Source organism: Loigolactobacillus jiayinensis, assembly GCF_003946445.1.
GTDB lineage: Bacteria > Bacillota > Bacilli > Lactobacillales > Lactobacillaceae > Loigolactobacillus > Loigolactobacillus jiayinensis.
In genome coordinates this window covers 103,482-124,946 of record NZ_RHOF01000001.1, presented here as the reverse complement: position 1 = coordinate 124,946, position 21,465 = coordinate 103,482, and the positions used below count along the sequence as shown (strand labels likewise).

22 protein-coding genes and 1 riboswitch are annotated in these 21,465 nt (G+C 41.5%); of the genes, 5 read left to right on the top strand and 17 right to left on the bottom strand.

From position 1 onward, the window contains the following. Positions 1-128: 128 nt before the first annotated feature. From EKM80_RS00580 to EKM80_RS00545, 7 genes are all read right to left on the bottom strand, one after another. Complete coding sequence (locus EKM80_RS00580) at positions 129-491, bottom strand: rhodanese-like domain-containing protein (protein ID WP_125551143.1); 363 nt, start codon at positions 489-491, stop codon at positions 129-131. Beyond that, positions 484-1,026 (bottom strand): MarR family winged helix-turn-helix transcriptional regulator, encoded by a 543-nt coding sequence (locus EKM80_RS00575; RefSeq protein ID WP_225418771.1) that lies wholly within the window; start codon positions 1,024-1,026, stop codon positions 484-486. The genes EKM80_RS00580 and EKM80_RS00575 overlap by 8 nt, the downstream gene beginning before the upstream one ends. A 573-nt stretch (positions 1,027-1,599) precedes the next feature. Next, positions 1,600-2,190 carry an NAD(P)H-dependent oxidoreductase gene (locus EKM80_RS00565; RefSeq protein WP_125551141.1) on the bottom strand — a complete coding sequence of 197 codons (591 nt, stop codon included), beginning with the start codon at positions 2,188-2,190 and terminating at the stop codon, positions 1,600-1,602. An 88-nt stretch (positions 2,191-2,278) separates the two neighbouring features. Then, positions 2,279-2,839, bottom strand: a complete 561-nt coding sequence (locus tag EKM80_RS00560) for a Crp/Fnr family transcriptional regulator (protein ID WP_225418770.1) — start codon at positions 2,837-2,839, stop codon at positions 2,279-2,281. A 325-nt stretch (positions 2,840-3,164) separates the two neighbouring features. Next, on the bottom strand, positions 3,165-4,706 hold the full coding sequence (gene guaA / locus EKM80_RS00555; protein ID WP_386699236.1) for a glutamine-hydrolyzing GMP synthase: 1,542 nt from the start codon (positions 4,704-4,706) through the stop codon (positions 3,165-3,167). A 195-nt stretch (positions 4,707-4,901) separates the two neighbouring features. Next, entirely contained in the window at positions 4,902-5,825 is a 924-nt protein-coding gene (gene coaA / locus EKM80_RS00550) for a type I pantothenate kinase (RefSeq protein ID WP_125551139.1), read from the bottom strand. Between the two features lie 16 nt (positions 5,826-5,841). Continuing rightward, the gene (locus tag EKM80_RS00545) at positions 5,842-6,309 is read right to left on the bottom strand and encodes an acyl-CoA thioesterase (protein ID WP_125551138.1); all 468 of its coding nucleotides are present in this window, start codon (positions 6,307-6,309) and stop codon (positions 5,842-5,844) included. 295 nt (positions 6,310-6,604) lie between these two features. Here EKM80_RS00545 and EKM80_RS00540 point away from each other — a divergent pair, with 295 nt between their 5' ends. Further along, entirely contained in the window at positions 6,605-7,471 is an 867-nt protein-coding gene (locus EKM80_RS00540; protein WP_125551137.1) for a DegV family protein, read from the top strand. 121 nt (positions 7,472-7,592) lie between these two features. Here EKM80_RS00540 and EKM80_RS00535 read toward each other — a convergent pair whose 3' ends face one another. The 6 genes from EKM80_RS00535 to helD form a co-directional block, all read right to left on the bottom strand. Continuing rightward, positions 7,593-7,991 carry a hypothetical protein gene (locus EKM80_RS00535; protein ID WP_125551136.1) on the bottom strand — a complete coding sequence of 133 codons (399 nt, stop codon included), beginning with the start codon at positions 7,989-7,991 and terminating at the stop codon, positions 7,593-7,595. Positions 7,992-8,106: 115 nt separating this feature from the next. Further along, positions 8,107-8,856, bottom strand: coding sequence for an ABC transporter ATP-binding protein (locus EKM80_RS00530; protein ID WP_125551135.1), 750 nt, complete (start codon positions 8,854-8,856; stop codon positions 8,107-8,109). A gap of 24 nt (positions 8,857-8,880) precedes the next feature. Next, positions 8,881-9,882 carry an ABC transporter substrate-binding protein gene (locus EKM80_RS00525; protein WP_225418769.1) on the bottom strand — a complete coding sequence of 334 codons (1,002 nt, stop codon included), beginning with the start codon at positions 9,880-9,882 and terminating at the stop codon, positions 8,881-8,883. 39 nt (positions 9,883-9,921) lie between these two features. Next, entirely contained in the window at positions 9,922-10,695 is a 774-nt protein-coding gene (locus EKM80_RS00520) for an ABC transporter permease (RefSeq protein ID WP_225418768.1), read from the bottom strand. Further along, complete coding sequence (locus EKM80_RS00515) at positions 10,664-10,960, bottom strand: thiamine-binding protein (RefSeq protein WP_125551195.1); 297 nt, start codon at positions 10,958-10,960, stop codon at positions 10,664-10,666. The genes EKM80_RS00520 and EKM80_RS00515 overlap by 32 nt, the downstream gene beginning before the upstream one ends. A 130-nt stretch (positions 10,961-11,090) precedes the next feature. Next, a riboswitch (TPP riboswitch) is annotated at positions 11,091-11,196 on the bottom strand. 42 nt (positions 11,197-11,238) lie between these two features. Further along, the gene (gene helD, locus EKM80_RS00510) at positions 11,239-13,542 is read right to left on the bottom strand and encodes an RNA polymerase recycling motor HelD (protein WP_125551133.1); all 2,304 of its coding nucleotides are present in this window, start codon (positions 13,540-13,542) and stop codon (positions 11,239-11,241) included. Positions 13,543-13,927: 385 nt separating this feature from the next. On the opposite strand from helD, the gene EKM80_RS00505 reads away from it, so the two are divergent. From EKM80_RS00505 to EKM80_RS00495, 3 genes are all read left to right on the top strand, one after another. Then, positions 13,928-14,563, top strand: coding sequence for a VTT domain-containing protein (locus EKM80_RS00505; protein WP_125551132.1), 636 nt, complete (start codon positions 13,928-13,930; stop codon positions 14,561-14,563). An 18-nt stretch (positions 14,564-14,581) separates the two neighbouring features. After that, positions 14,582-16,417 carry a cation:proton antiporter family protein gene (locus EKM80_RS00500; RefSeq protein WP_125551131.1) on the top strand — a complete coding sequence of 612 codons (1,836 nt, stop codon included), beginning with the start codon at positions 14,582-14,584 and terminating at the stop codon, positions 16,415-16,417. A gap of 74 nt (positions 16,418-16,491) precedes the next feature. Then, positions 16,492-17,058 carry a hypothetical protein gene (locus EKM80_RS00495; protein WP_125551130.1) on the top strand — a complete coding sequence of 189 codons (567 nt, stop codon included), beginning with the start codon at positions 16,492-16,494 and terminating at the stop codon, positions 17,056-17,058. 100 nt (positions 17,059-17,158) lie between these two features. Here the strand turns inward: EKM80_RS00495 and EKM80_RS00490 are convergent, their stop codons facing one another. From EKM80_RS00490 to EKM80_RS00480, 3 genes are all read right to left on the bottom strand, one after another. Further along, entirely contained in the window at positions 17,159-17,431 is a 273-nt protein-coding gene (locus EKM80_RS00490) for a hypothetical protein (RefSeq protein ID WP_125551129.1), read from the bottom strand. Positions 17,432-17,553: 122 nt separating this feature from the next. Then, positions 17,554-17,970 (bottom strand): prenylated flavin chaperone LpdD, encoded by a 417-nt coding sequence (gene lpdD / locus EKM80_RS00485; protein WP_125551128.1) that lies wholly within the window; start codon positions 17,968-17,970, stop codon positions 17,554-17,556. After that, complete coding sequence (locus EKM80_RS00480; protein ID WP_125551127.1) at positions 17,967-18,542, bottom strand: UbiX family flavin prenyltransferase; 576 nt, start codon at positions 18,540-18,542, stop codon at positions 17,967-17,969. Before EKM80_RS00480 ends, lpdD begins: the two co-directional genes overlap by 4 nt. Before the next feature lie 205 nt (positions 18,543-18,747). On the opposite strand from EKM80_RS00480, the gene EKM80_RS00475 reads away from it, so the two are divergent. Continuing rightward, a complete protein-coding gene (locus EKM80_RS00475; RefSeq protein WP_125551126.1) occupies positions 18,748-19,635 on the top strand; it encodes a LysR family transcriptional regulator in 888 nt (295 codons plus the stop codon). 3 nt (positions 19,636-19,638) lie between these two features. On the opposite strand, the gene EKM80_RS00470 is transcribed toward EKM80_RS00475, so the two are convergent. Beyond that, complete coding sequence (locus EKM80_RS00470; protein WP_125551125.1) at positions 19,639-20,397, bottom strand: MerR family transcriptional regulator; 759 nt, start codon at positions 20,395-20,397, stop codon at positions 19,639-19,641. Between the last annotated feature and the right edge of the window lie 1,068 nt (positions 20,398-21,465).

The following is a 21,465-nucleotide window of genomic DNA, read 5'->3' as shown; positions in this document are numbered from 1 at the left end:
TTCGTAGTTACACCAGTAGGAATGGTTTCCTGTTTACATAATAATAAAGAGATTCTGAAAAAGAAAAAACTTCTTTTCAGGATCTCTTTATTTGGGTTGAAAATTAAATTTTCCTCAGCCCTCTTTGTTTAAATCTTTTCAATTGGTAAATGCATACCCTTCCAACCTTCAAGGGCGCCGGCTAATTCATATGCTTCAAATCCGTTTGAAAGAAGAATCAACAGTGCTGCTTTTCCAAGTGTCGTTCCACCAGTCCAGTCGTAAACGACATACTGTTTGCTTTTATCAAGTTCACTCAAGTGTTCGGTTAAGTCCTTTGCCGGCATTGCAATGGCGCCTTTAATTTGGTCTTGTTTTACCTGAGCGGGAGCGTTTCGAACATCTAAAATGACATAAGGTGAATCTGGGCCTTCCAAACCGTTTAGAACCTTGTGATGATCAATATAAAGGCTAAGATATGTTTGTAGTAACTCAATTTTTTTATTATTCATGGTGCGTGGACTCCATTTCTTGTTTTAAATTTTGTGTTCCTTGTTTTACTTTTTGGAGTAGTAAGAATAGTTGTTGAATCTCGTCGGCAGACAAATTATCCATAATTGTATTTACCGCTTCAAAGTTTTTAGGCAAGAAGGTTTTCAAAAAATGCGATCCCTGCGCAGTTATTTGAATGGTTACACTTCGCTTATCAACTTTTGAATGTTGCTTAACTACCAAGCCATCTTTTTGCATATGATTAACGAGTTTAGTGATTGTTGCTCGTGAACTCCCTAATTGGTCCGCTAATTCAGAAGGCAGATGAGCATGATTTGGCGCCTCTTCTAAAAACATCAAAATGATAAATTGAGATTCGGATAGGTGAAACCGGCCAAGTAGTTGGTCGTACTGTTGCTGCATTGTTCGGTAAGTCCATTGCAATTCGAGAAATAACCCGACCATCTTGTCATCGGCCGTTTTTCCATTAGTAAATTGTTCCAATGCAAGTTGAATTCGCTGCTGCGTTGGTTTGTCGTTAAATGTAAAATTCAATATAACAAAGCTCCTTGAAATATAATTAGCCGGCTAACTATATTAGTATAACAAACTTCCATATCAAGTCAACCGTTAATTAAGGCGCGTGGAAATAAAGTGATTAGATTCGAGCATAGTCTAGGTAAGATACCTTATTTCTACGTTTTAGATATAAAATTCGTAAACAAAAATAAGAATTGCCAAGTTGAGGTTAGGAAAAATCAAGTCAATAAAGTGTTATTCACAATTAATCAACAGACTATTTGTATTGATGGCAATATGAAACCATTGAATATAGATTATCGCTTTGTAGATTAGACAATCCGACATTTCATCGACAAGGTGCCAATATATAAGTTGGTATTACTGTTAAGTTTCTCGATAGTGAAACTGTTATGACCCAATACTCGCAATACACTTGTTTTGGAAAAAGCAGGTTCAAACTGGACAATTAAATCTAGCTTGTAGAAAACAAAAACACGGCATTCAAATTGAATGTCGTGTTTTACATAAATAAATTCACTACTAATTATGACACTAGTGAAATTGCTTTTTACGGTCATAATCAATTCAAGCAAAAATAAACACTTTTCATTTCAAAGCCATATCTTTTTCAATTTTGTGTAACCAAGTTCCACGCTTTTCTTGAGTTCGTGACTTTACACCGCTTAGATTAATCCACTTTATTTTTTTGATTCCCGTTTTTTTGAATGTACCGCTGATCATCGCCTTTTTAATTGCATTGCCAAAAATAAATTGATAAACGTATTTAGGTGTATTCATTGTCGTGATCATGGTTGTCTGTTTTAGGTTAGGTAAACTTGAAGCCATTCCAGTCACAGTTTTAGCATTCTCATAGGTGCTACCAGGGAAAATCACCTTATCGATAAAGCCTTTAACCATCGCTGGCATGAGTTCCCACCAAATCGGAAAAATAAAAATTAATTTATTTGCTTTTTTTAGTCGCTGAACATAGTCCTTTGATTGTTCATCAATCATTTGATGTTTAACAAAACCTAACAAATCAGCACTAGACATAACTGGATTAAAATTATCTGCCTGCAAATCAATAACATCAACAGAAAATCCACCGGTCATTAATCCTTTTTTAGTTGATTCAAGAATTGCATGACAAAAGCTACCGTCGTAAGGATGGTAATAAACGATCACTGCATTTTTCATATTAAAGATCTCCAATTAAAATTTATTTTTAAAAGCAAGACCTATCTTAATAGCAGTGAAGATTCTCCGCATTAACATTTGTTAATTACTAATGACGGTTTTTTATTCGGCTAAGTGAAACAGCTGTTATCCCTAGGTAAGAAGCAATGTAATGTTGCGGTACCCGTGCAATAATTCTTGGTTCATTAGCCACCAAATCGCGGTATCTTTCTGCTGGGGAATCTTTTATTCGTGATAGAAAATAATGCTGATAATTAATAAATCGCTCACAAATAAAATTTAAAATATCATGTTGCAATTCTTCTGAGTTATCCATCAGTTTCAACAGATTATCTCTATCCAACCTGTATAGTATGGTATTCTCAAGGGATTCAATCGAATACAGGCTTGCAGTTGCTAAATAGATCGATTCAAAAGCAGAAACCATTTGATTCTCAAAGAAAAATTGCATTGTGATATCTTTATCACCATTATTATGCCAAAGACGTAAGCTGCCTTGTTTTATAAAGTACAAGCTATGCGAAATATCGCCTTGATAAAGTAATGTCGTTAATGCAGGGACTTGTTCCATATAAAGCCCATCAGTCAACATTGAACCATATTTCTTCAAGAAAGCAGCCCCATCTAATATTTTTTGTTCCGCTACCATTTACCCCACCTCAATTTTATAATACCATATCAATAACAAATTTATGAAAGCCTGCACATTTTAGAACTTAATCAAAGTCACAATTTAGACCTTGGGATCTAAATAAAATACACTTAATCCAGTGCAAACTCAACGTACTCTATTATTATTTAACCCATATAACCATTAAAAAATCCCCGTCAAAACTTGGAATCGCAAACAGCGAATCCCAAATCTTGACGGGGATTTTGGCGGGAAACTATCTAAATACCCCACCAAAACTTAGCTTTATATCTCAATAAAATGCCGTTAAATCAACATTTCGGCTCCAAGTTTTATATCTGGATCATTCCCACTCGACAGTTGCCGGTGGCTTGGAGGTGATGTCATACACGATACGATTAACGTGATCCACTTCGTTAACGATTCGTACGGAAATCTTTTGCAGTACATCCCACGGAATACGCGCAAAGTCTGCGGTCATACCATCAATTGAGTTAACGGCACGGATACCGACAGTGTAGTCGTATGTGCGGCCGTCACCCATGACGCCGACACTACGGATACCAGGCAAAACAGTAAAGTATTGCCAGATACTGCGGTCTAAGCCGGCGTTTTTGATTTCTTCACGTAAAATCAAGTCGCTATCACGGACGATTTTTAATTTATCTTCAGTGATTGCGCCAATGACCCGGATACCAAGACCAGGACCAGGGAATGGTTGGCGCCAAACAAGTGCTTCGGGCATGCCTAACTTTTCGCCTAATTCACGTGCTTCATCTTTGAACAAGGTCCGTAATGGTTCAATCAACTCAAAGTGCATGTCTTCTGGCAAGCCACCGACATTATGATGCGATTTGATTGTTTGCGCTGTATCGGTACCACTTTCAATGACATCGGTATACAGTGTCCCTTGTGCTAAGAAGTCGATTCCCTTCAGCTTAATCGCTTCATCGTTAAAGACTTGAATAAATTCATTACCGATGATTTTACGCTTAGTTTCAGGATCAGACACACCAGTTAATTTATCTAGGAAACGTTTTTGTGCGTCAACCTTAATAATATTTAAGCCAAATTTACCTTCTAGACTAGCCATAACTTGGTCAGCTTCGCCTTTACGCAACAAACCATGATCAACAAAGATACTAGTTAATTGGCTACCAATTGCTTTGTGCAACAATACACCGACAACTGAGCTATCGACACCACCAGATAAGCCAAGCAAGACTTTACGGTCGCCAACTTGCTTACGGATTTTGTCAATTTGTAAGTCAATAAAGTCGTCCATTGACCAGTTGCTACGGGCACCAACAACGTCAAAAGCAAAATGATGTAAAATCTCACTGCCATACTGAGTGTTTTGAACTTCAGTATGGAATTGCAGTCCGTAGAATTTACGCTTATCATCAGCAATCGCTGCAATTGGGCAGTTCTTGCTGGTAGCTGTTTCTACAAAACCATCAGGTACTTTAGTCACTAAATCACCGTGACTCATCCAAACGTATTGATCAGCTGGCAAATCTTTGAACATAACCGCATTCGGGTCGGTCACGTGAATGTCAGCACGACCGTATTCACTGTTATTGGCATTTTCAACCACGCCACCAGGTAAATCTTGGGCCATCAATTGCATGCCATAACAAATACCTAGGATTGGAATACCGAGTTGATAAATTTCAGGATCAACTTGGAATGCCCCTTCATCATAAACACTGTTCGGGCCACCAGAGAAAATAATGCCTTTTGGATTCATTGCTTTAATTTCTGCCGCAGTTATTTTATGCGACAATAATTCGGAATAAACGCCGAATTCGCGAATCCGCCGGGTGATCAATTGGTTATACTGACTACCGAAATCGAGCACGATAATTTTATCAAAATCTTGCATGTTCGTCGTTGCCAACAAATTCACCTCATTATAAGATTGACTTTCATAACTTTTTTCAATAAACCTATTCTACTGATTGCAAGCCGCTAGGTCAACTATTCCTAACAGACTCTCATTTAAAATATGTTTCGCAAAAATAGGTATTAGCCTGAATCAGGCTCAAGTAGCCTTAAAACCTGAACACTTTACCCACCGCTAGAACTTACGTAAATAAATTTCATTGATCCGGTGATTATTCGTTTTATGTAAAATCACATCGGCTCGACTGCGTGTTGGTAAAATATAATCACGTAAATTAGGTAGATCGTTGGTCATCCAGACATTTTTAGCCATTTCCACTGCAGCCTTACGATCACCAATGGCGTAAGGATAATAATAATTAGTTGGATCAGTAAAGGCCGTATCCAGCAACAACTTAAAGCGATCCAAATACCATTGCTCAATCAGCACAGGATCAGCATCAACATAAATTGAAAAATCAAAAAAGTCACTGACGTAGACTGGCTGGCTGCTAGGTAACTGGAGTACATTGATTCCTTCAACGATCAATATATCTGGTGAATCGATCAAGTCATACTGATTAGGTAATACGTCATAACTTTGATGGGAGTAACGTGGTGCTTTAGCGGGACCAAGATTATTTTTAACTTCATTCATAAACATGATCAGCCGCTTCATATTATAACTTTCCGGAAAGCCTTTACGCGCCAACAAACCACGCTTCTTCAATTCGGCGTTAGAATATAAAAAGCCATCAGTGGTAATATTTTGAATTTTTTTAGTCGGATAAGCGCGGGTCAGTAATATCTCCAATAAGCGTGCAGTCGTACTTTTACCCACGGCAACACTACCTGCGATACCCACGACAAATGGTGCCTTGTGCAGCCGCAAACGTAGAAAATCCGCCCGATCTTGTTGCTGGCTTTGATACTGATCATAATAAACGTGGACCAAATGACGCAACGGCAAATAAATTTCTTTAACGTCAGCTAAAGAAATTCGGTCATTCAGTGACTTGGCTTGATCCAAATCAGCCTGTGATAATGGTGCCATACCGTTACGGTAAAACTTTTTCCATTCATGCCGTTCAATTTTGTAATAGTTCATTTCATTTTGCAAACCAAGTTTCCTCCAACTACAGTAAAGCTTGTCGTGCGCTGGCCGCTTGTCGTTGTGCTAGATTGGCGGCATAGCGCTGAGCGTAACCAGCACACACCGCTTGTTCTAATTTACTTTCCGGCTGAATCTGTGGCCAATCAGGTTGTTGGACCATGCTGACCAAGGATAAGAACGCTTCGTCGGCGAACTGGCCTTTTGCATTGAGTACGTAAGCGTAAACTTCTAGTGAACGCTGGGTCACGCCACTAACAAAACTATAAATTGTGAATTGCTCACCATAGACTAACGGCTGAATAAAGTCAAAACGATCGACGCTAGCCGTTACCACCCGCTGATGGCCAAACTGTCGGGCTGATTCAGCAACTTGATCATCGAACAAATGAAGTAATTGACCACCGTGCATCGTTTGATGTGAATTAAGATCCTGATAACGTACCCGATGCTGATGCACGATCAACGATGCTTGACAACTTTTTACGGCCATTTACTCACCTCATTGTAATCTATACTTAGCCAGTTACGGTGTAAGCATTACCAGAATTATAGCACAGGTTCACCGCAAAATTAATTGCAATTTATCCAGACAATAACAAAGTAGACTGATAGATGTACTACCTGCAAAATAAAGCGCTAACAATTATTTGGCAAGTAAAACATAGTCGCAATACTTTTATATTTAGCGTAAAATGAAACTACGCGCTTTTTTACCTTAGCGCATTTAATCCAGTTAACGTTTGCTCAATAAATAATACAAGGTTTGCGCCAAAAAGGAGTTTAGTATGAAAATTGCCGTTGTAACTGATAGTGCCAGCTATTTAACCCCTGAACAAGCCGCTGCCAATAATATTACTGTCGTTCCAATCACCGTAATTTTTGGTCAGCACACATATAAAGAAAATGTCGATATCACAACTAAGGAATTCTACGAGAAATTAACCAGCGAAAAGGAATTGCCAACCACCGCACAAATCTCCATGGGCCAAATTCAAGCGGTCTATGATGAATTAGCCGCTCAGGGTTATGAAGCCGTGATCAGTATTCATTTATCTAGCGGCATCACCAGCTTCATCAACAACCTTGAAGCTTATCTACCGAATATTCATAACATTAAAGTTTATCCATTTGATTCTAAATTGACCAGCGCCGCCGAAGCTAACCAAGCACTGTTAGCCGCAAAATTAATCCGCGCCGGTAAGTCGGTTGAAGAAATTCTTGCCGCATTAACTGAATTGCGTTCAACGCAACACGTTGATTTCGTTGTTGACGATCTTAGTCATTTGGTCCGTACAGGCCGTTTAAGTAATACTTCGGCGCTGCTGGGTAATATGCTACGGATCAAACCAATTTTACGTTTCAACGATGCTGGGCAAATTATTGCTGCGGCTAAGGAACGAACGATGCGCCGCGCCTTTATTCACATCAAAACCGACATTGCTAGCTTTATCGATAGCGTTGGCTACCCTGTTCGCATTGATGTCATTAATGGCGACAATCAGGCGACCAGTGACGAATGGGTCGCCGATCTAAAAGAAACGTTTCCCCAAGCTACGATCGATACCAGTAGCCTAGGACCAGTACTAGGTGTTCATACTGGCCGCAAAGTAATGGGTGCTGTTTGGTCCCGCAATTTTGAGGATATTGATTAAATTGTTTTAAATTAAATAAGGAAACAAGCAACCGTCCACTGACAAACTTCAGTAGGCGGTTGCTTGTTTTTTCACGCCGTAGTCCAGAAAAAACCTAAACTATGGCGCACTCGCATTTGCTTTAACCAATGCGTAATTCTTGTTCAAATGTAATATCTACAACCGTTTTACCAGCAGCTTGGTGCGTTGGCACACAATGTAACAATTTATGCTCCTTTAAATAGCGACTAAACATCTGAAAACTCGGTACACCCAGTAACGCAGAGTTTTGTGGCTGTGCAAAATTAACCTTTACCAACTGATAGTTTTGTTTTAACCCGACCATAACTTGCTCAATCGACCGTAAAGCCACTTCTCCAGTTTGTAATAACAGCGGTGGTACCGCCTCCCGTTGGAAAACTGACTCACCATTATACAAAATCTGCCGCCGGCCACTCAACGTTGTATGACTGGCAGTGTAAGCCACCGTAATAGTTTCTGTTTTGATCTTATTGTTAAAACTAATTTGATAGTTTGCCACTTCGATCCCCCCAATGCTAAGCCATATGACCCATTCATAATTAAAGTTTAGCATACTTGGTGGGGAGAATTCATGAATTTTGCTAAAGCGCTTTATTTTTATAGTAAGTTTTAAATTACGCACCCGCTAATAGGCTTAAAATTTGCCGTTTAAAGTCAACGAAGGTGGGTGTTAACTCAAAATCCTGTCCCCGCTGCGCACGGGCTGGCAACTTCAATTCTGTTGCAATACGACTAGGTGTGCCGGCCAAAACATAGATTCGATCCGCCAACACCAACGCTTCATCAATATCATGTGTCACGAGTAGCGTGGTCAAATCAATCTGCTGAATCACGTCTAAATACCATTGATGCATATTGCGTTTGGTAATCTCGTCTAAAGCACTGAACGGTTCATCCAGTAACGCCAGCGGTTTACCAAATAAATAAGTACGCAATAAGGCAGCGCGTTGACGCATCCCGCCAGAAAGTGCTGCTGGATATTGTGCTTGCGTTCCCGCCAAACCAAACGTCTCAAGGTAGGGCAATACTTTTTGGTAGGCCGCGTGTTTGTTTTCACCATGCAGCAACAGCGGTAACGCTACATTACCAGCAATCGTTCGAAATGGTAGCAACAAATCCTTTTGCAGCATATAACTAACCTGGCCGCTTTGCCCAGTAACATCTTCTCCGGCCAAAAGCACTTGTCCCTGATCACAAGCTAATAATCCAGCAATAATGTTGAACAAGGTTGTCTTTCCAGAGCCACTGATTCCTAATAAGGCAACGATCTCACCATGGTCGATTTTCAAACTAATATCAGCAAGAACTGGCTGCTGATCAAATTTTTTACTGACGTGCGCGACCTCTAATAGAATACGACTCACCCACTTTCTAAACTTTTCAGTCGCTTACTTAGGTAGATACTGATTAGTGAAGCCGGCATTTTTAGCTAATGGTGTGTCGACTAATTTTTCTTGATTTAACCACTGATAGAAGCGATTCCACCGTTGTGGTTTAATGTAACCCCAGCGTTTAACTTCCGCCTGATACTGGCCGCTTAACCATTTTTGACTCGCTAAAACTAACTTAGCTTGCTTACCCTTTAATTCTGGCACTTTATTTTCTAAAATAGTTGCCGCCTTGGTCGGATGCTTGATGGCATACTGATAGCCTTCCTTGGTCGCCGCTAAAAATTCTTTAGCGACTTTTGGATGTTGTTTCAAATAACGATTATTCCCAATCAAAACTGGTGTGTAATAATCAAATACTGGATTGATTTTACGTAAGGCAAAATAATTAACCGGATAATTCTGGACTTGCGCGTTAATGCCACCCCAAGCGTAATAAACCCAGACATCATCGACTTTCTTAGTTTTTAGCGCGGCCACCTCGTCAGTAAAGTTCCCCGGGGTCAATTTAACGTCTTGGTAGCGACCACCATCCTGATTAACTAAGGTACGGATAATTGCCTGTTCGATCGGTAAATTCCACGTGGCGTAACGCTTACCTACCATCGCCTTAGGACTGGTGATATTATCAGCCTGCCGCGACATGATTCCTGACGTATTATGTTGCACTAATGCAGCAATGGCCGTGATCGGCAATTGTTTTTTCCCGCTAAGTTCTGGTGACATCGTATCCTGATAAGAAACGCCAAATTGGGCTTTACCGGCTGCGACTAAACCATCAGCCCCACTCTGTGGTGGTTGTACGATTTTCACTTTTAAGTGGTGCTTTTGATAGAATTTTTTCTGCTGAGCGACGTATAAACCTGTATGGTTGGTGTTTGGCGTGTAATCAAGTACCACCGTTAACTCAGTTGTTTTCGTTGACTTGGTTTGTTGCCCGCAACCAGTTAAACCAAGTAAGGTTAACCCTAATACTGCGCCAGCTAATATTTTTTTGTACATTTTGTACTCCTTCATTTTGTAATTAATGCTAAGCTAATCTTATTGTTTGTTTACTGCGCGTTTCCATGGCTCCAACCAGCGTTGTAAGCCATTGACCAAGCCCATTAATAGCAAACTCAGAATCGTGATCAAAACGATCACCGCAAACATTTTGTCAAAGGCATAAGCTTTCATGACGCGGGTCATATAAACACCTAGGCCATCATTACCGCCAACCCATTCGGCCACAACTGCCGAAATGACGGCATACGTGGTTGCAATACGCAAGCTGGCAAAGAAATGATCCAAAGCTTGTGGCAACTTGACGAACCACAAAACTTTTAGGCGTGTTGCCCCCATAGTCGCCATCAATTGTAATAGATCTGGATCGGTGGCGCGAAAACCAGCCAACATCTCCACCGCAACTGGGAAAAATGTGGTGACGATAATTAAGACAATTTTAGGCAACATGCCGTAGCCTAACCAGAGAATCAGAATCGGCGCGATTGCCACTGTTGGTACGGTCTGGCTGATCACCAGCAATGGATAAACCGCACGATATAAGAATTCAAAACGATCCATCACGATTGCCAAAAAGATACCTAATAAAATACCCACTAATAAACCAATTAACGTTTCTGTTAAAGTTATCCACATATTCTGCAGCAATAACGCCCGATCGGTATAAAGAGCTGTCACAACATCGGTTGGCGCCGGCAATAAAAAGCGCGGTACGATTCCAAAACTAACTACAGCCTGCCACAATAATAAGCAAAGGCCTAAAACTAGCCATGGTGCCCAATTAATCTTGATATTTATCTGTTTTTTCTGCAATCGTTAAAACCTCACCTTGAGCTTGATAATTAATTTTTAAATAGATCATATCAGCCGTTGCCCCTGCTTTAGCTGCCACTAAAGGAATTTGTTTGACCACAGTCATTAGCTGGTCATAATCCCCTTCTAAGGTCGTTTCAAACGCACTCACCTGATAACTGACGCCAGTGGTTTGAATATAAGCGATCACCGCATCAACAATAGCCACTGTTTTTTGTGTATCCACATTTAAAGGTAAAACTTGAACCGCAATACTTGAATTCATCATAATTTCCTCCTTGTCTAATTAAATACCGATTACCCTAAATAAAGTCCTATCCTCCCTCACCTTTTTTTGAAAGCCGAACTAAAAATTTGCATAAAAAAAGCACATCCTCATTGCCTAAGGATGTGCTTTTACCGTCAAAATAGCTCCCTACGCTGGTTTTAACCAATCAGGTTTAAAGGGTCGAAAATGTATTTTCCTCTCAGCTGTTCACAACAGCTCCCCTGCTTTCAATTACATTAAATTATAACCGTTTTCATTAAAAATACAAGCCCAATTTAATTTAGCTGGGTCAATGTATAAGCTGATTGCGGTACATCCGCTAATAATGGTGATAATTCGCCTTGCGCCAATATGGTTAAGCGGTGCATCGCTCTAGAAGCAATCGTGTACAATAGTTGCCGCTGATCGTCAGCCCCATAATTGGTCGCAGTCACTTGCCAAGCAATGATGGCGTCGAATTCCAAACCTTTAGCTAAATATGAAGGCACAATAATTGTACCAGCAGCTAAACGTTGATTTTCAGAGCGAATCAAGGTTATTTTTTCACCGCGTGCCCGTAAGGTTTCGTATAAAGCCTTACTTTCTGGCAATGTTTTCGTGATGATCGCCGTTACTCGATTAGCAGCCGTATTTTCGGCAAGTTGCTGCTGCAAAACGTCTAATAACGCGTCTTCTGCCGGCGCGGTAACAATATTGGGTAGTGCCCCTTGTCGATCAAAGGCGGTTACTGATTCACCGTTACGCAAAATGGCCTTGGTAAAATCAGTGATCTGCTGCGTTGAACGATATGATTGCGTCAACTGCACCACTCGGGTTTCTTCTGGCTTGAACATGGTTGCTAATTCTTTCAGTAAGCTATGACTACTTTCCTGTGTAAAAATAGCTTGGTTCAGATCTCCTAACAATGTAAAACGCGCGTTGGGGAAACTGGATTTCAGGAAACTTAGCTGATAAGGTGTGTAATCTTGAATTTCATCAATAAATAAATAACGAATATCGCGGTCACCATGCTTACCGGTCATTAAATCATATAGATGTAAATATGGTGTTACGTCGGCGGTGGCCAACTGCTTTTGCCGTAATTCAGCTAGCACTTGATTGACATTTAATTGCCAAGCTTCTTCTGTTAACCCGAATTTCTTCAAGTTTAACAATTGAGGTACTTGGCGTAAAAAGTCGATGTACTGCGCTTTAATATTCAAGAATCGATTACGGATCACGCCACGGCGCACGCTCTCAAACGCGGCTGTTACTATCCGTCGAGCTAAGAAACGGAATTCTTTATCGCCGTTTTCAAAGTTACGCGGATGGTTGCCGTACCACTTGCGCATCCCTTCTTCATCCAAATTTTGAATGAACTCGCTGACCCATTTTGCCTTCATTTCAGACTCGATCCGCCGACCAAAGTACTTCAATAATTCTTCTTTAGTCGCATTCAGGCGATTACCTAACCGATAGTTAGTATTATATTTATAGTACGTTTTCTCGATCCGCTCATGGTCAATGAATACTTCGTTACGCAATTTAACGTCACGAAAGCGCATGCCACTCGTACCTAAGCCATTTGCGTACTTCTTGGTGGCACGGAAAAAGGCTAAGCTACCCTTCAGTTGATTGATTTTTTTATCAACGGCTGATTCATTTTTCTCAAACTGAGTAAATAAATCATCGACTTTTAAGCTAGGGATCCGCCGTGCTGCGTACTGATAATAGGTCAGCTGAACCATATTCTGTTCGCCTAATTCTGGCAACACATTGGATACATAGTCGTTGAATAATTGGTTCGGCGAGAACATGATCACTTGGCTAGAACTTAAATTGCCACGGTAACGATACAATAAATAGGCCACTCGCTGCATGATTGCCGATGTTTTACCGGAACCAGCTGCCCCCTGGACGAATAACAAGCGCGCGCTAGTATCGCGAATGATTTGGTTTTGTTCGCGCTGAATAGTGGTAACAATGCTTTTCATCTTGGTATCGGCTTGCTCGCCTAACACTTCCATCAGCATCTGATCACCAATAGTTTCTTGCGTGTCAAACATAGTTTTGATTTCACCGTCAGCAATCAAAAATTGCCGCTTCAGCGTGATATTCACTGCCTGTTCACCATCTGGCGTTTGATAAGTGACCCGACCTAGATTACCATCATAATAGATTGAAGAAATCGGCGCCCGCCAGTCATAAACTAGAAAATGATCCTGCTTATCAGTAAAAGAGCCTAGCCCAATATAAATGGTTTCTGGCGCTTTAGCATTGGTTTCTTGAAAATCGATTCGCGCAAAGTAAGGTGTCTTTTCCAAACGTTGCAATACACCTAGTTGTTGCGTTGAGTGACGCCAACTATTGTTGCGATCATTCAACATTTGCTGTTGCTGTCGGATCGATAATGCTGTGTCCATCATGGATTCATAGGACCCTACATTCAACCGTACATCATTGTAAAAATTATCATTGATGTTCTTTTCATCGGCTTTAGCTGCCGCAATTTTATCAGTCAGTGTTGCTTCGGTACGCTTGATTTTTGTGATAACATCATCAACACGTGCTTGTTCTTGTTGCTTTTCCGTATCAGCCATAATTTTAACAACCTCCCTACTACGTAAATCTGCATCAATCGTTTTGTCTTAGATTGTATTTACGCTTAACTTTAAGTTATTTTTGTAACTGAGTTAGCATAAAGGTATTTTAAAAAGCAACTTTTCACCGCCTAGCCACACTTGCCCAACGGCCCCCTGTGAACTCTTTATCGGCAATCTAGATTGTGATCTAAAAGCTGAACGCTGTTTAAAACATCCTGCAATTTCAGATAAACCATTTTATCACTTAGACGAAAGCGATACAACCAAGCAGCCTGTGAGAAAATTTTAAGTTCGTGTAAAACATAATCGTCAATGCTAGCAGGAATAGTAACCAAAGGGTAAACTAAGAGTATCATTAGTCACAACAAGTGAGGGATTACGCATGTTACACACCATTTTTTATGGCCTAACCCATTTAGAAACAGTGCTATTACCAATTTTTCAATATTTTGGCCGCGGCAGTTACGCCATTTTATTTTTGTTAATTTTCGCTGAAACTGGTTTAGTTATTTTTCCCTTTTTACCAGGAGAATCGATTATTTTCATCAGCAGCACCTTAGCAGCGCGCCACGGCTTTTTTCTTGATATCGGTTGGCTAAGTCTGACCTTTTTCTTAGCTGCCTTACTTGGTGATACAGTTAATTTCGAAATTGGTCGCCACTTAGGCCACTGGAAATTCTTTAACCGTCATATTCAGGCTGATAAATTAGAACGTGCCACCGATTTTTTTGTTCGTCACGGCGGTAAGACCGTGATTTTCGGGCGCTTTATCCCAATGATTCGTACCTTTGTTCCCTTGATCGCGGGCATGTTCAAAATGAACTGGCCACGCTTTGTCTTGTATAATTTTCTTGGCGTGTTAATCTGGGTCGGTACCGGTAGCCTGTTAGGTTATTTTCTCGGCGCCCAGCCATTTGTCCAAGCCCACTTTTCAATGATCTTATTGGGTATTATACTGGTGGCGCTCTTGCCAAGTCTTAGCATTGGCCTTTATAATCTGATTAAAAATAAACAATAATATTCGTGGAGGTTTTTCATGGCACAATTATCTTTATTGATCGTCCTACTAGCAGCCCTAATGACGCCACTAGTCATGGCACGATTTAACATTTCTGTAGTACCGACTGCTGTTGCCGAAATTGTGGTCGGTATTGTTTTGGGTAAGAGCCTACTCCACTGGGTCACCTTGACCACAAGCTTGAATCAGTTATCGACGCTCGGCGTGATCATTTTAATTTTTCTGTCGGGGATGGAAATTGATTTTGACCTGTTCAAACCACAAAAAAATATCAACGGCGAAGCACCAGCAAAATGGTCACCGTTAAAACTCGCCATTAGTAGTTACGCCGGTATTTTGATCACCGCTGCATTACTAGGCTGGATACTACAACTGACTGGCTTATTTAGTGACGTTCTGCTGGCAACAATCTTATTTTCAACAATTGCCTTAGGTGTGGTTATCGCTGCCTTAACGGAAAAAGAACTACTGAGTAAAGCGCTCGGCCAAACAATTTTACTGACCGCAGCCTTAGGTGAGATCATCCCGCTATTAGCTTTAACCGCCTACGCTTCCTTGAATGGTGGCCACTCTAATCGTTTATGGCTAGTCTTGCTGATTTTCTTAGCGGCGATCATTCTATTGATGCGTTTTCGCAGCATTTACCGGTTCTTCGCTAAAATCGATAAAACAACCACCCAGCTAGATATCCGGCTGGCCTTTTTCCTGATTTTTACCTTAGTGACCATTGCCGAACAAGTTGGCGCTGAAAATATTTTAGGCGCTTTCCTGGCTGGGATCGTCATGAAACTGCTACAGCCGAGCACGGCTACTCGTGATAAGTTGACCTCAATTGGTTATGGCTTTTTCATCCCGATTTTTTTCATTACCACTGGTGCCAAATTAAATCTCGGTAATCTATTAGCCGATCGCGAGTCACTGATTTTAATTCCAATTTTCTTTGTTTGCTTCCTGTTAGCTAAAATCGTACCAATCTTGATTTTCCGTCAGCGTTTCACTATGAAAAACGCGGTTGCTAGTAGCTTCTTAGCGTCAACTACGATCACCTTAGTTCTACCCACATTGCAAGTTGCGCAAAACCTGCATGTCATCAATACACAGCAGGCAGGCGCTTTTACCTTAGCCGCCGTGTTAACTTGTATTTGTTCGCCAATTATTTTCAACCGTCTCTATCAGCCAGAAAAGGAAGATTTAGTCAAAACGCGGGTCACTTTTATCGGCACCAATATTCTGACGATTCCTGTAGCCCAGCGCTTATCACAAGGCTGGTATAGTATTCAGATGCTGACGGATCAGGAGAAAAATTACCGGACCTACAATAGTGAAGCCAACGTGACGCTACTACCTGACCTAACCGAAAAATCTTTGTTAAATGCCCAGGCTTTTGACACCGATATTTTAGTTCTTGGCCACTTTGATCATGAAGTTAACGTGCGTTTAGCTACAGCGGCAGTCCAACAGCATGTGCCACGAATTATCGCCCGCTTTGAAGCTCGTGACGCAGCCGATAACAGTTATGACGTGCTCGCTGAACAAGGTGTAGAGATCTATAATAGCTTTGATATCAACATCAGTATGCTGCGGGAGATGATCGAGTCGCCATCAACGCTGAAATTATTAACTGATAATGACGCTGACCTGTATGAAGTTACGGTACGTAATCGCCGCTTTGCTGGTCGCGAATTACAGTCGCTGCCCTTTATCGAAAATATCACCATCAGCCGCATTTACCGCAACGGCCAATTTGTTGCACCTCATGGTGACACCTTCATTGAACAGGATGATCACCTAATTTTTACCAGCGATAAAAATAGTGTCAGCGAAATTCGCCAGTTACTAGGCGTCCACAATTAAGTTTTACTTAACCATGCCATAGCACTTTTTTGAAAACATAAGTTAAGGGGAACACGTTTAGAAAGGAATTCACCGTGAAAGTTAACCGTTTATGGCCGCTATTATTACTCGTAATTTTGCTCAGCGGTTGTGGTATTGTTGAACCAAACTCAGCTAAAAAAGCAGCTGCGCCTTATCGTCAAGATCCGAGTCAAGGCGTGTTTGCGGCTAAGGTCTCAGCCAAGCAAGTGGTGAAGTTGATCCGTGAACAATTGCCCCACGCGCAGATTTTAAAAGTAACGCTGAAAAAGCAAGGCCGCTTTTATCAATATCATGTGCAAGCACGGCAAAAGAAACAGTATTACCGCTTATCGGTTAATGCCATGCAGCCAATTATTACTGATCAAAAGCACACTAAATTGTCAGCCAAAAATGCCAAGCGTGAGGTTATCAGTTTACGTGGTTTAAAGTCACTAGATCAAATCAAACAAGTGGCCATCAGTGAAATCAATGATGGTCATTTGGTGGCTTACACGCTGGACCGCCAACGTCGCATCACTTATTACGATCTACTGATTCACAGTCGTGCACACCACACTGTCCGCCTGCGTATTGATGCCAAGCGGGGCAATATCTTAGAACGCCAACAAGTTGGCAACTAACAACAGATAATAAATTCAAAAGACGCTCACAGCCTGTGCACTGTGAGCGTCTTCGTTTAGTTATTATTTTTTTAATTTTACACCACTAAAAACAACCCGATCAAAGAAGGCCATCTACCGATCGATAGACAAAGGTTAACCGTTGTTGTTTCTCATTTAAGCAGCCGGTAACCACGTTGGAAGCAATTGGCAGGTAACCTTGAGCAGCTAAATCAGGCGCACTAACACTGTAATCACTATATTTATAACCATATTTAAGCAGATCAGGTTGTAAAATATTGTTATGCTGATCGATACATCTAATAATTAGCTTTACCGCTTTATTACGCTGTTTAGTCGTCATTTTACGCAGACAGCAATTGATTGGTACCAATTGGCGTCCTTCCTCCAATCACATTTTATAGCTTTATTATACAATATATTTCTATAAAAGTAATACCGCTTTTTGGAGGAAGTTTTTATAATTATTGACTAAACCTAACTAGACCACCTAGATTAGCGCGGCTGCTCTTGATCAGAGTAATACTGTGGCGCCGCCTTAGTCACTGGGTGGCGCACCAACCATGCACTAACTTGTTGGCCTAAATTTTGCGCCATTCCAGCCGCTGCCTTGATCTGTTGCTGACTAATTTGATCTACGTGCACCCCAGCAGTGATCGTACAACTGCCACTAACCTGTGCTTTGAGCTGTTGCGCCAATGTTTGCGCCAAAACATCGTCCTTGTGCACACGGCCATCGTGGCTGGGAAAACGGACTGTTGTCAGCGGGGTGGTGGCACTAAACGTGGTTACAGTGCCAATATGTGGATGGTCACCGCCAATAATAGTTAACAATAGATCAGGTCCGATTTGTTGTACCAACACCGTCATTGTGTAGCCACTTTTGCTGACACTAAACGTCACATTACTCATTTAGTCACCCCTGCTCCCTGCCAACGCGGTGCGGCATGGTTAGGAATTGCTAAGGCATCCAATAGTTTCATTGTCTGGTGGTTGACAAGATCTTGAATCGTTTGTGGACGATCGTAAAAAGCAGGAATCGGTGGGATAATTTGGACCCCAAGCCGCGCTAACTTAGTTAAGTTCTCCAAATGGATCACGCTAAATGGCGTTTCGCGCGGTACAATAACTAATTTACGCTGTTCTTTTAACGCGACGTCAGCCGCACGTGAAATTAAATTTTCGCCATAACCGGTTGCGATGCCAGCCACTGTTTTCATACTAGCCGGCACAATTATCATCCCGTCATTTAAAAATGACCCACTGGCAATAGCAGCCCCCTGGTCATTAATATTGTAATTAACATCAGCCAACGCTTCCACTTGTTTTAAAGTGAAATCAGTTTCCAACGCTAGATTCTGTTTGGCCCACTGACTCAGGACCAGATGCGTTTCCACATCAGGTAACTGCGCCAGCTTTTGTAATAGATCAATTGCGTAAATCGTGCCAGATGCGCCAGTTACGCCAATAATAATTCGCCGCATGTTTGCTTCCTCCATTTTTTGATAACTTACATTATTTTTAGATTTCTAATCAGTTCTAATATTGACTTGCCTGAACACAGCAAAAAGTGCCATCACAGCGGCCAAATCCTTTTCTAAGCACTTTTAAGTTTAGCAGTTCAAATGTTTGCGAACAAATCAGCTTTGGCCTATCATTATTCCAATTAGGACTATTAAGGGGTGCAACATGAATTTAGAGGACCTACAGGCTTTTATCCAAATTTATCAAACTAAAAATATTTCGCGTGCAGCTGAGCAGCTTAATCTGACGCAATCCGCGCTTTCCAAGCGACTACAAGCAATTCAGCGGACCGTCGGCGTCACCTTAGTCAGTACGCAAAATCGCCGGCGCTTGCAGATCACCGAAGCCGGCGAATCCTTTTATCGTTACGCTAAATTGATCACCACGCAATATAATTTAATGCAAAATGAACTACAGGAATATCAGGAACTTAAACGCGGTAGCCTATTGATCGGTACAGTCCCTATTTTGGCCCAATATGGGTTAATGCAGGCCTTGACCCAATTTATGGCCGACTATCCGCAAATTAATTTACGCTTACGTGAATTAGAAGGCGCTGAATTAATTGAACAGTTGCACACCGCCAACCTTGATCTTGTGATTGTGCGTGATCTGCAAACCGACCATCTCAATAAAAACTACCGCAGTCAAAATCTGTATCGTGATCAATTAATGGTGATTTTACCAGCCGCTCATCCGCTGGCGCAAAAAAAAGAAATCAGCATCGCTCAACTAGCTGATTTCGAATTTACTTTATTGCCGCCTGGTTCTGGCGTTTACGAGCAGGTAGTGACGTTATGCGAGCATGCTGGTTTCACACCAAACGTGCGCTTTGAAAGCACCCATATTGAAACGATCTTAAGTGTCGTTGCCAATTCACAGCAAGTCACTCTACTTTTTCAACGCTCAGCTGCCCCTTTTATGACCACCAAGCTAGTCAGTCGGCCGTTAACCAGTCCAATTTTTAGTGAGGTACAGCTAGTGACACCAAAACGAGTGCAAAATGTAGCCATCAACCAATTGCGCCGTTATTTACAGGCTGCAATCAACTAGCGCTTAATCTGTTGCGTACCGCTGAATAATTCGATTCAGCCACTCCGCAGCCACTGGTGAATGCGCACCATCATTATAATATTTAGTAAACCGCGGATCATTGACATACATTTCACCTAAGCCACGGTGCGCCGCTGCCAAATAAGTTGGCCAAGTATAACTAAGCCATTTCTTGTGTAAGTCGAATACCCGCTTAGCTGCTGTACCAGTAATATCCTGAGCGACAATCACTTGTTGTAACGTGACCATTAATTCAGCTTGCGTTTGAGTCATTGCCGCCATTTCAGTAGTGGTCAGCTTTAAATATTTTTGATTGCTCTGGGCCACTGTATCAGCGCCATATTTAGCGCGAATTTCTTCACCATAATCTGCATCATTGGTCGCCACCTGCTTTTGCTTAAAAGCGGCAAATTTTTCTTCGTCGGTCATTGTCATGACTCCCTTCTTTGGATCAAGCACTTGATCTAACGTTTGCAGTAACAAAAATAAACGCTGCTGTTCTTGAACGATTTTAGTACGCTGTTGTTGCAATGCTTGCATACGGGCTAGCGGTGACTGCTGCATGATTTGTTGAATTTGACTTAACTCCACATCAAATAACCGCAAAAAACGAATCTCCTGTAATCGCGCCACTTCAGCTGCACCATATTGACGATAACCGTTACTGCCACGCACTGCCGGCAACAAGCCAATTTGATCATAATACCGCAGTGTCCGCGTGCTAACACCGGCTAACTGTGCAAGTTGTTGAATCGTATACATTTTATGCCTCCGTTCGTAAAACTGACTTGCTTATAAGTTAGCTTACAGGTTAACGTAACGTCAAGGTCAAGCCTAAAAGAAAACTTTGCGGACTGAGTCTTCCAACTAAGCTGCTGACACGAAAATGAGCGTATGCCATGAGACGTTTAAACGCTAATGTTCGGCAATAAAAATAAGACTGCGACATAATTTTATTTGGTGCTTTCTGAAGTTTGGCTGTAAGCTGAGTAAGCTCGCCAGTGGATGGAACGAGTGCGACTTGAACTTGACGGTCTTTGCCATAGTTCAATCGACAACGGGAAGCACATTCTATTTGGCGGTTAAGCGCTAAGTTCCTGATACTTTTCAAATTTAGTTGTTAAAAACGAGCGACAGTGCGACCTGAACTCGACGGCCTTTGCCGTAGTTCAATCGACAACGGGAAGCACGTTCTATTGGGTAGTTAAGTGCTAAGTCCCTGATACTTTTCAAATTTAGTTGTTAAAAACGAGCGACAGTGCGACTTGAACTTGGCGGTTCTTGCCATAGTTCAATCGACAACGGGAAGCATGCACTGTTTAGTAGATAAGTGCTAGTTGCTGATACTTGCTAAACTTAGTTGCTAGAAACGAGCGACAGTGGCCCACTGTCGACTCCATTCCAGCAGGCAATGGTTGAACGTTCAAGCGTTGATTTGTTTAAGTGGCAAAGTTAGTGGGCGTTAGAACGTAAAACACCGATAAAACAGTCAGAAAACTGTTTTATCGGTGTTTTTATGTGCATACAATCTGCTTTAAAACTACGAATCACTATAACTTGCCGGTTAATCCTAATTGAACCAACTAAACGTTTAATTTAACTCACAAAATAATGTTCAAACGCTGCCAAGGTGGAATGGAGGCGCTGGCGTTATCAGCTGTGTCGATGGTACTTGGTGACCATGGTCGCCTAGTACCATGCGCGGCTGGCAAGATCCATTTTCTTTTCCGATTGGGCTTAATTGGAAAGAAAATTAGCTTGACAACGTGCCACGCGTTCCATACGCCAGCGCCGGAATGGAACCAAACTAAATCTGCCTATGAGTTAATA

Coding starts and splice junctions, on each gene's coding strand:
- EKM80_RS00580 (WP_125551143.1), bottom strand. CDS start 491: ATGAATAATAAAAAAATTGAGTTACTACAAACATATCTTAGCCTTTAT.
- EKM80_RS00565 (WP_125551141.1), bottom strand. CDS start 2,190: ATGAAAAATGCAGTGATCGTTTATTACCATCCTTACGACGGTAGCTTT.
- EKM80_RS00560 (WP_225418770.1), bottom strand. CDS start 2,839: ATGGTAGCGGAACAAAAAATATTAGATGGGGCTGCTTTCTTGAAGAAA.
- guaA (WP_386699236.1), bottom strand. CDS start 4,706: ATGCAAGATTTTGATAAAATTATCGTGCTCGATTTCGGTAGTCAGTAT.
- EKM80_RS00545 (WP_125551138.1), bottom strand. CDS start 6,309: ATGGCCGTAAAAAGTTGTCAAGCATCGTTGATCGTGCATCAGCATCGG.
- EKM80_RS00540 (WP_125551137.1), top strand. CDS start 6,605: ATGAAAATTGCCGTTGTAACTGATAGTGCCAGCTATTTAACCCCTGAA.
- EKM80_RS00525 (WP_225418769.1), bottom strand. CDS start 9,882: ATGTACAAAAAAATATTAGCTGGCGCAGTATTAGGGTTAACCTTACTT.
- EKM80_RS00515 (WP_125551195.1), bottom strand. CDS start 10,960: ATGAATTCAAGTATTGCGGTTCAAGTTTTACCTTTAAATGTGGATACA.
- helD (WP_125551133.1), bottom strand. CDS start 13,542: ATGGCTGATACGGAAAAGCAACAAGAACAAGCACGTGTTGATGATGTT.
- EKM80_RS00505 (WP_125551132.1), top strand. CDS start 13,928: ATGTTACACACCATTTTTTATGGCCTAACCCATTTAGAAACAGTGCTA.
- EKM80_RS00500 (WP_125551131.1), top strand. CDS start 14,582: ATGGCACAATTATCTTTATTGATCGTCCTACTAGCAGCCCTAATGACG.
- lpdD (WP_125551128.1), bottom strand. CDS start 17,970: ATGAGTAATGTGACGTTTAGTGTCAGCAAAAGTGGCTACACAATGACG.
- EKM80_RS00480 (WP_125551127.1), bottom strand. CDS start 18,542: ATGCGGCGAATTATTATTGGCGTAACTGGCGCATCTGGCACGATTTAC.
- EKM80_RS00475 (WP_125551126.1), top strand. CDS start 18,748: ATGAATTTAGAGGACCTACAGGCTTTTATCCAAATTTATCAAACTAAA.
- EKM80_RS00470 (WP_125551125.1), bottom strand. CDS start 20,397: ATGTATACGATTCAACAACTTGCACAGTTAGCCGGTGTTAGCACGCGG.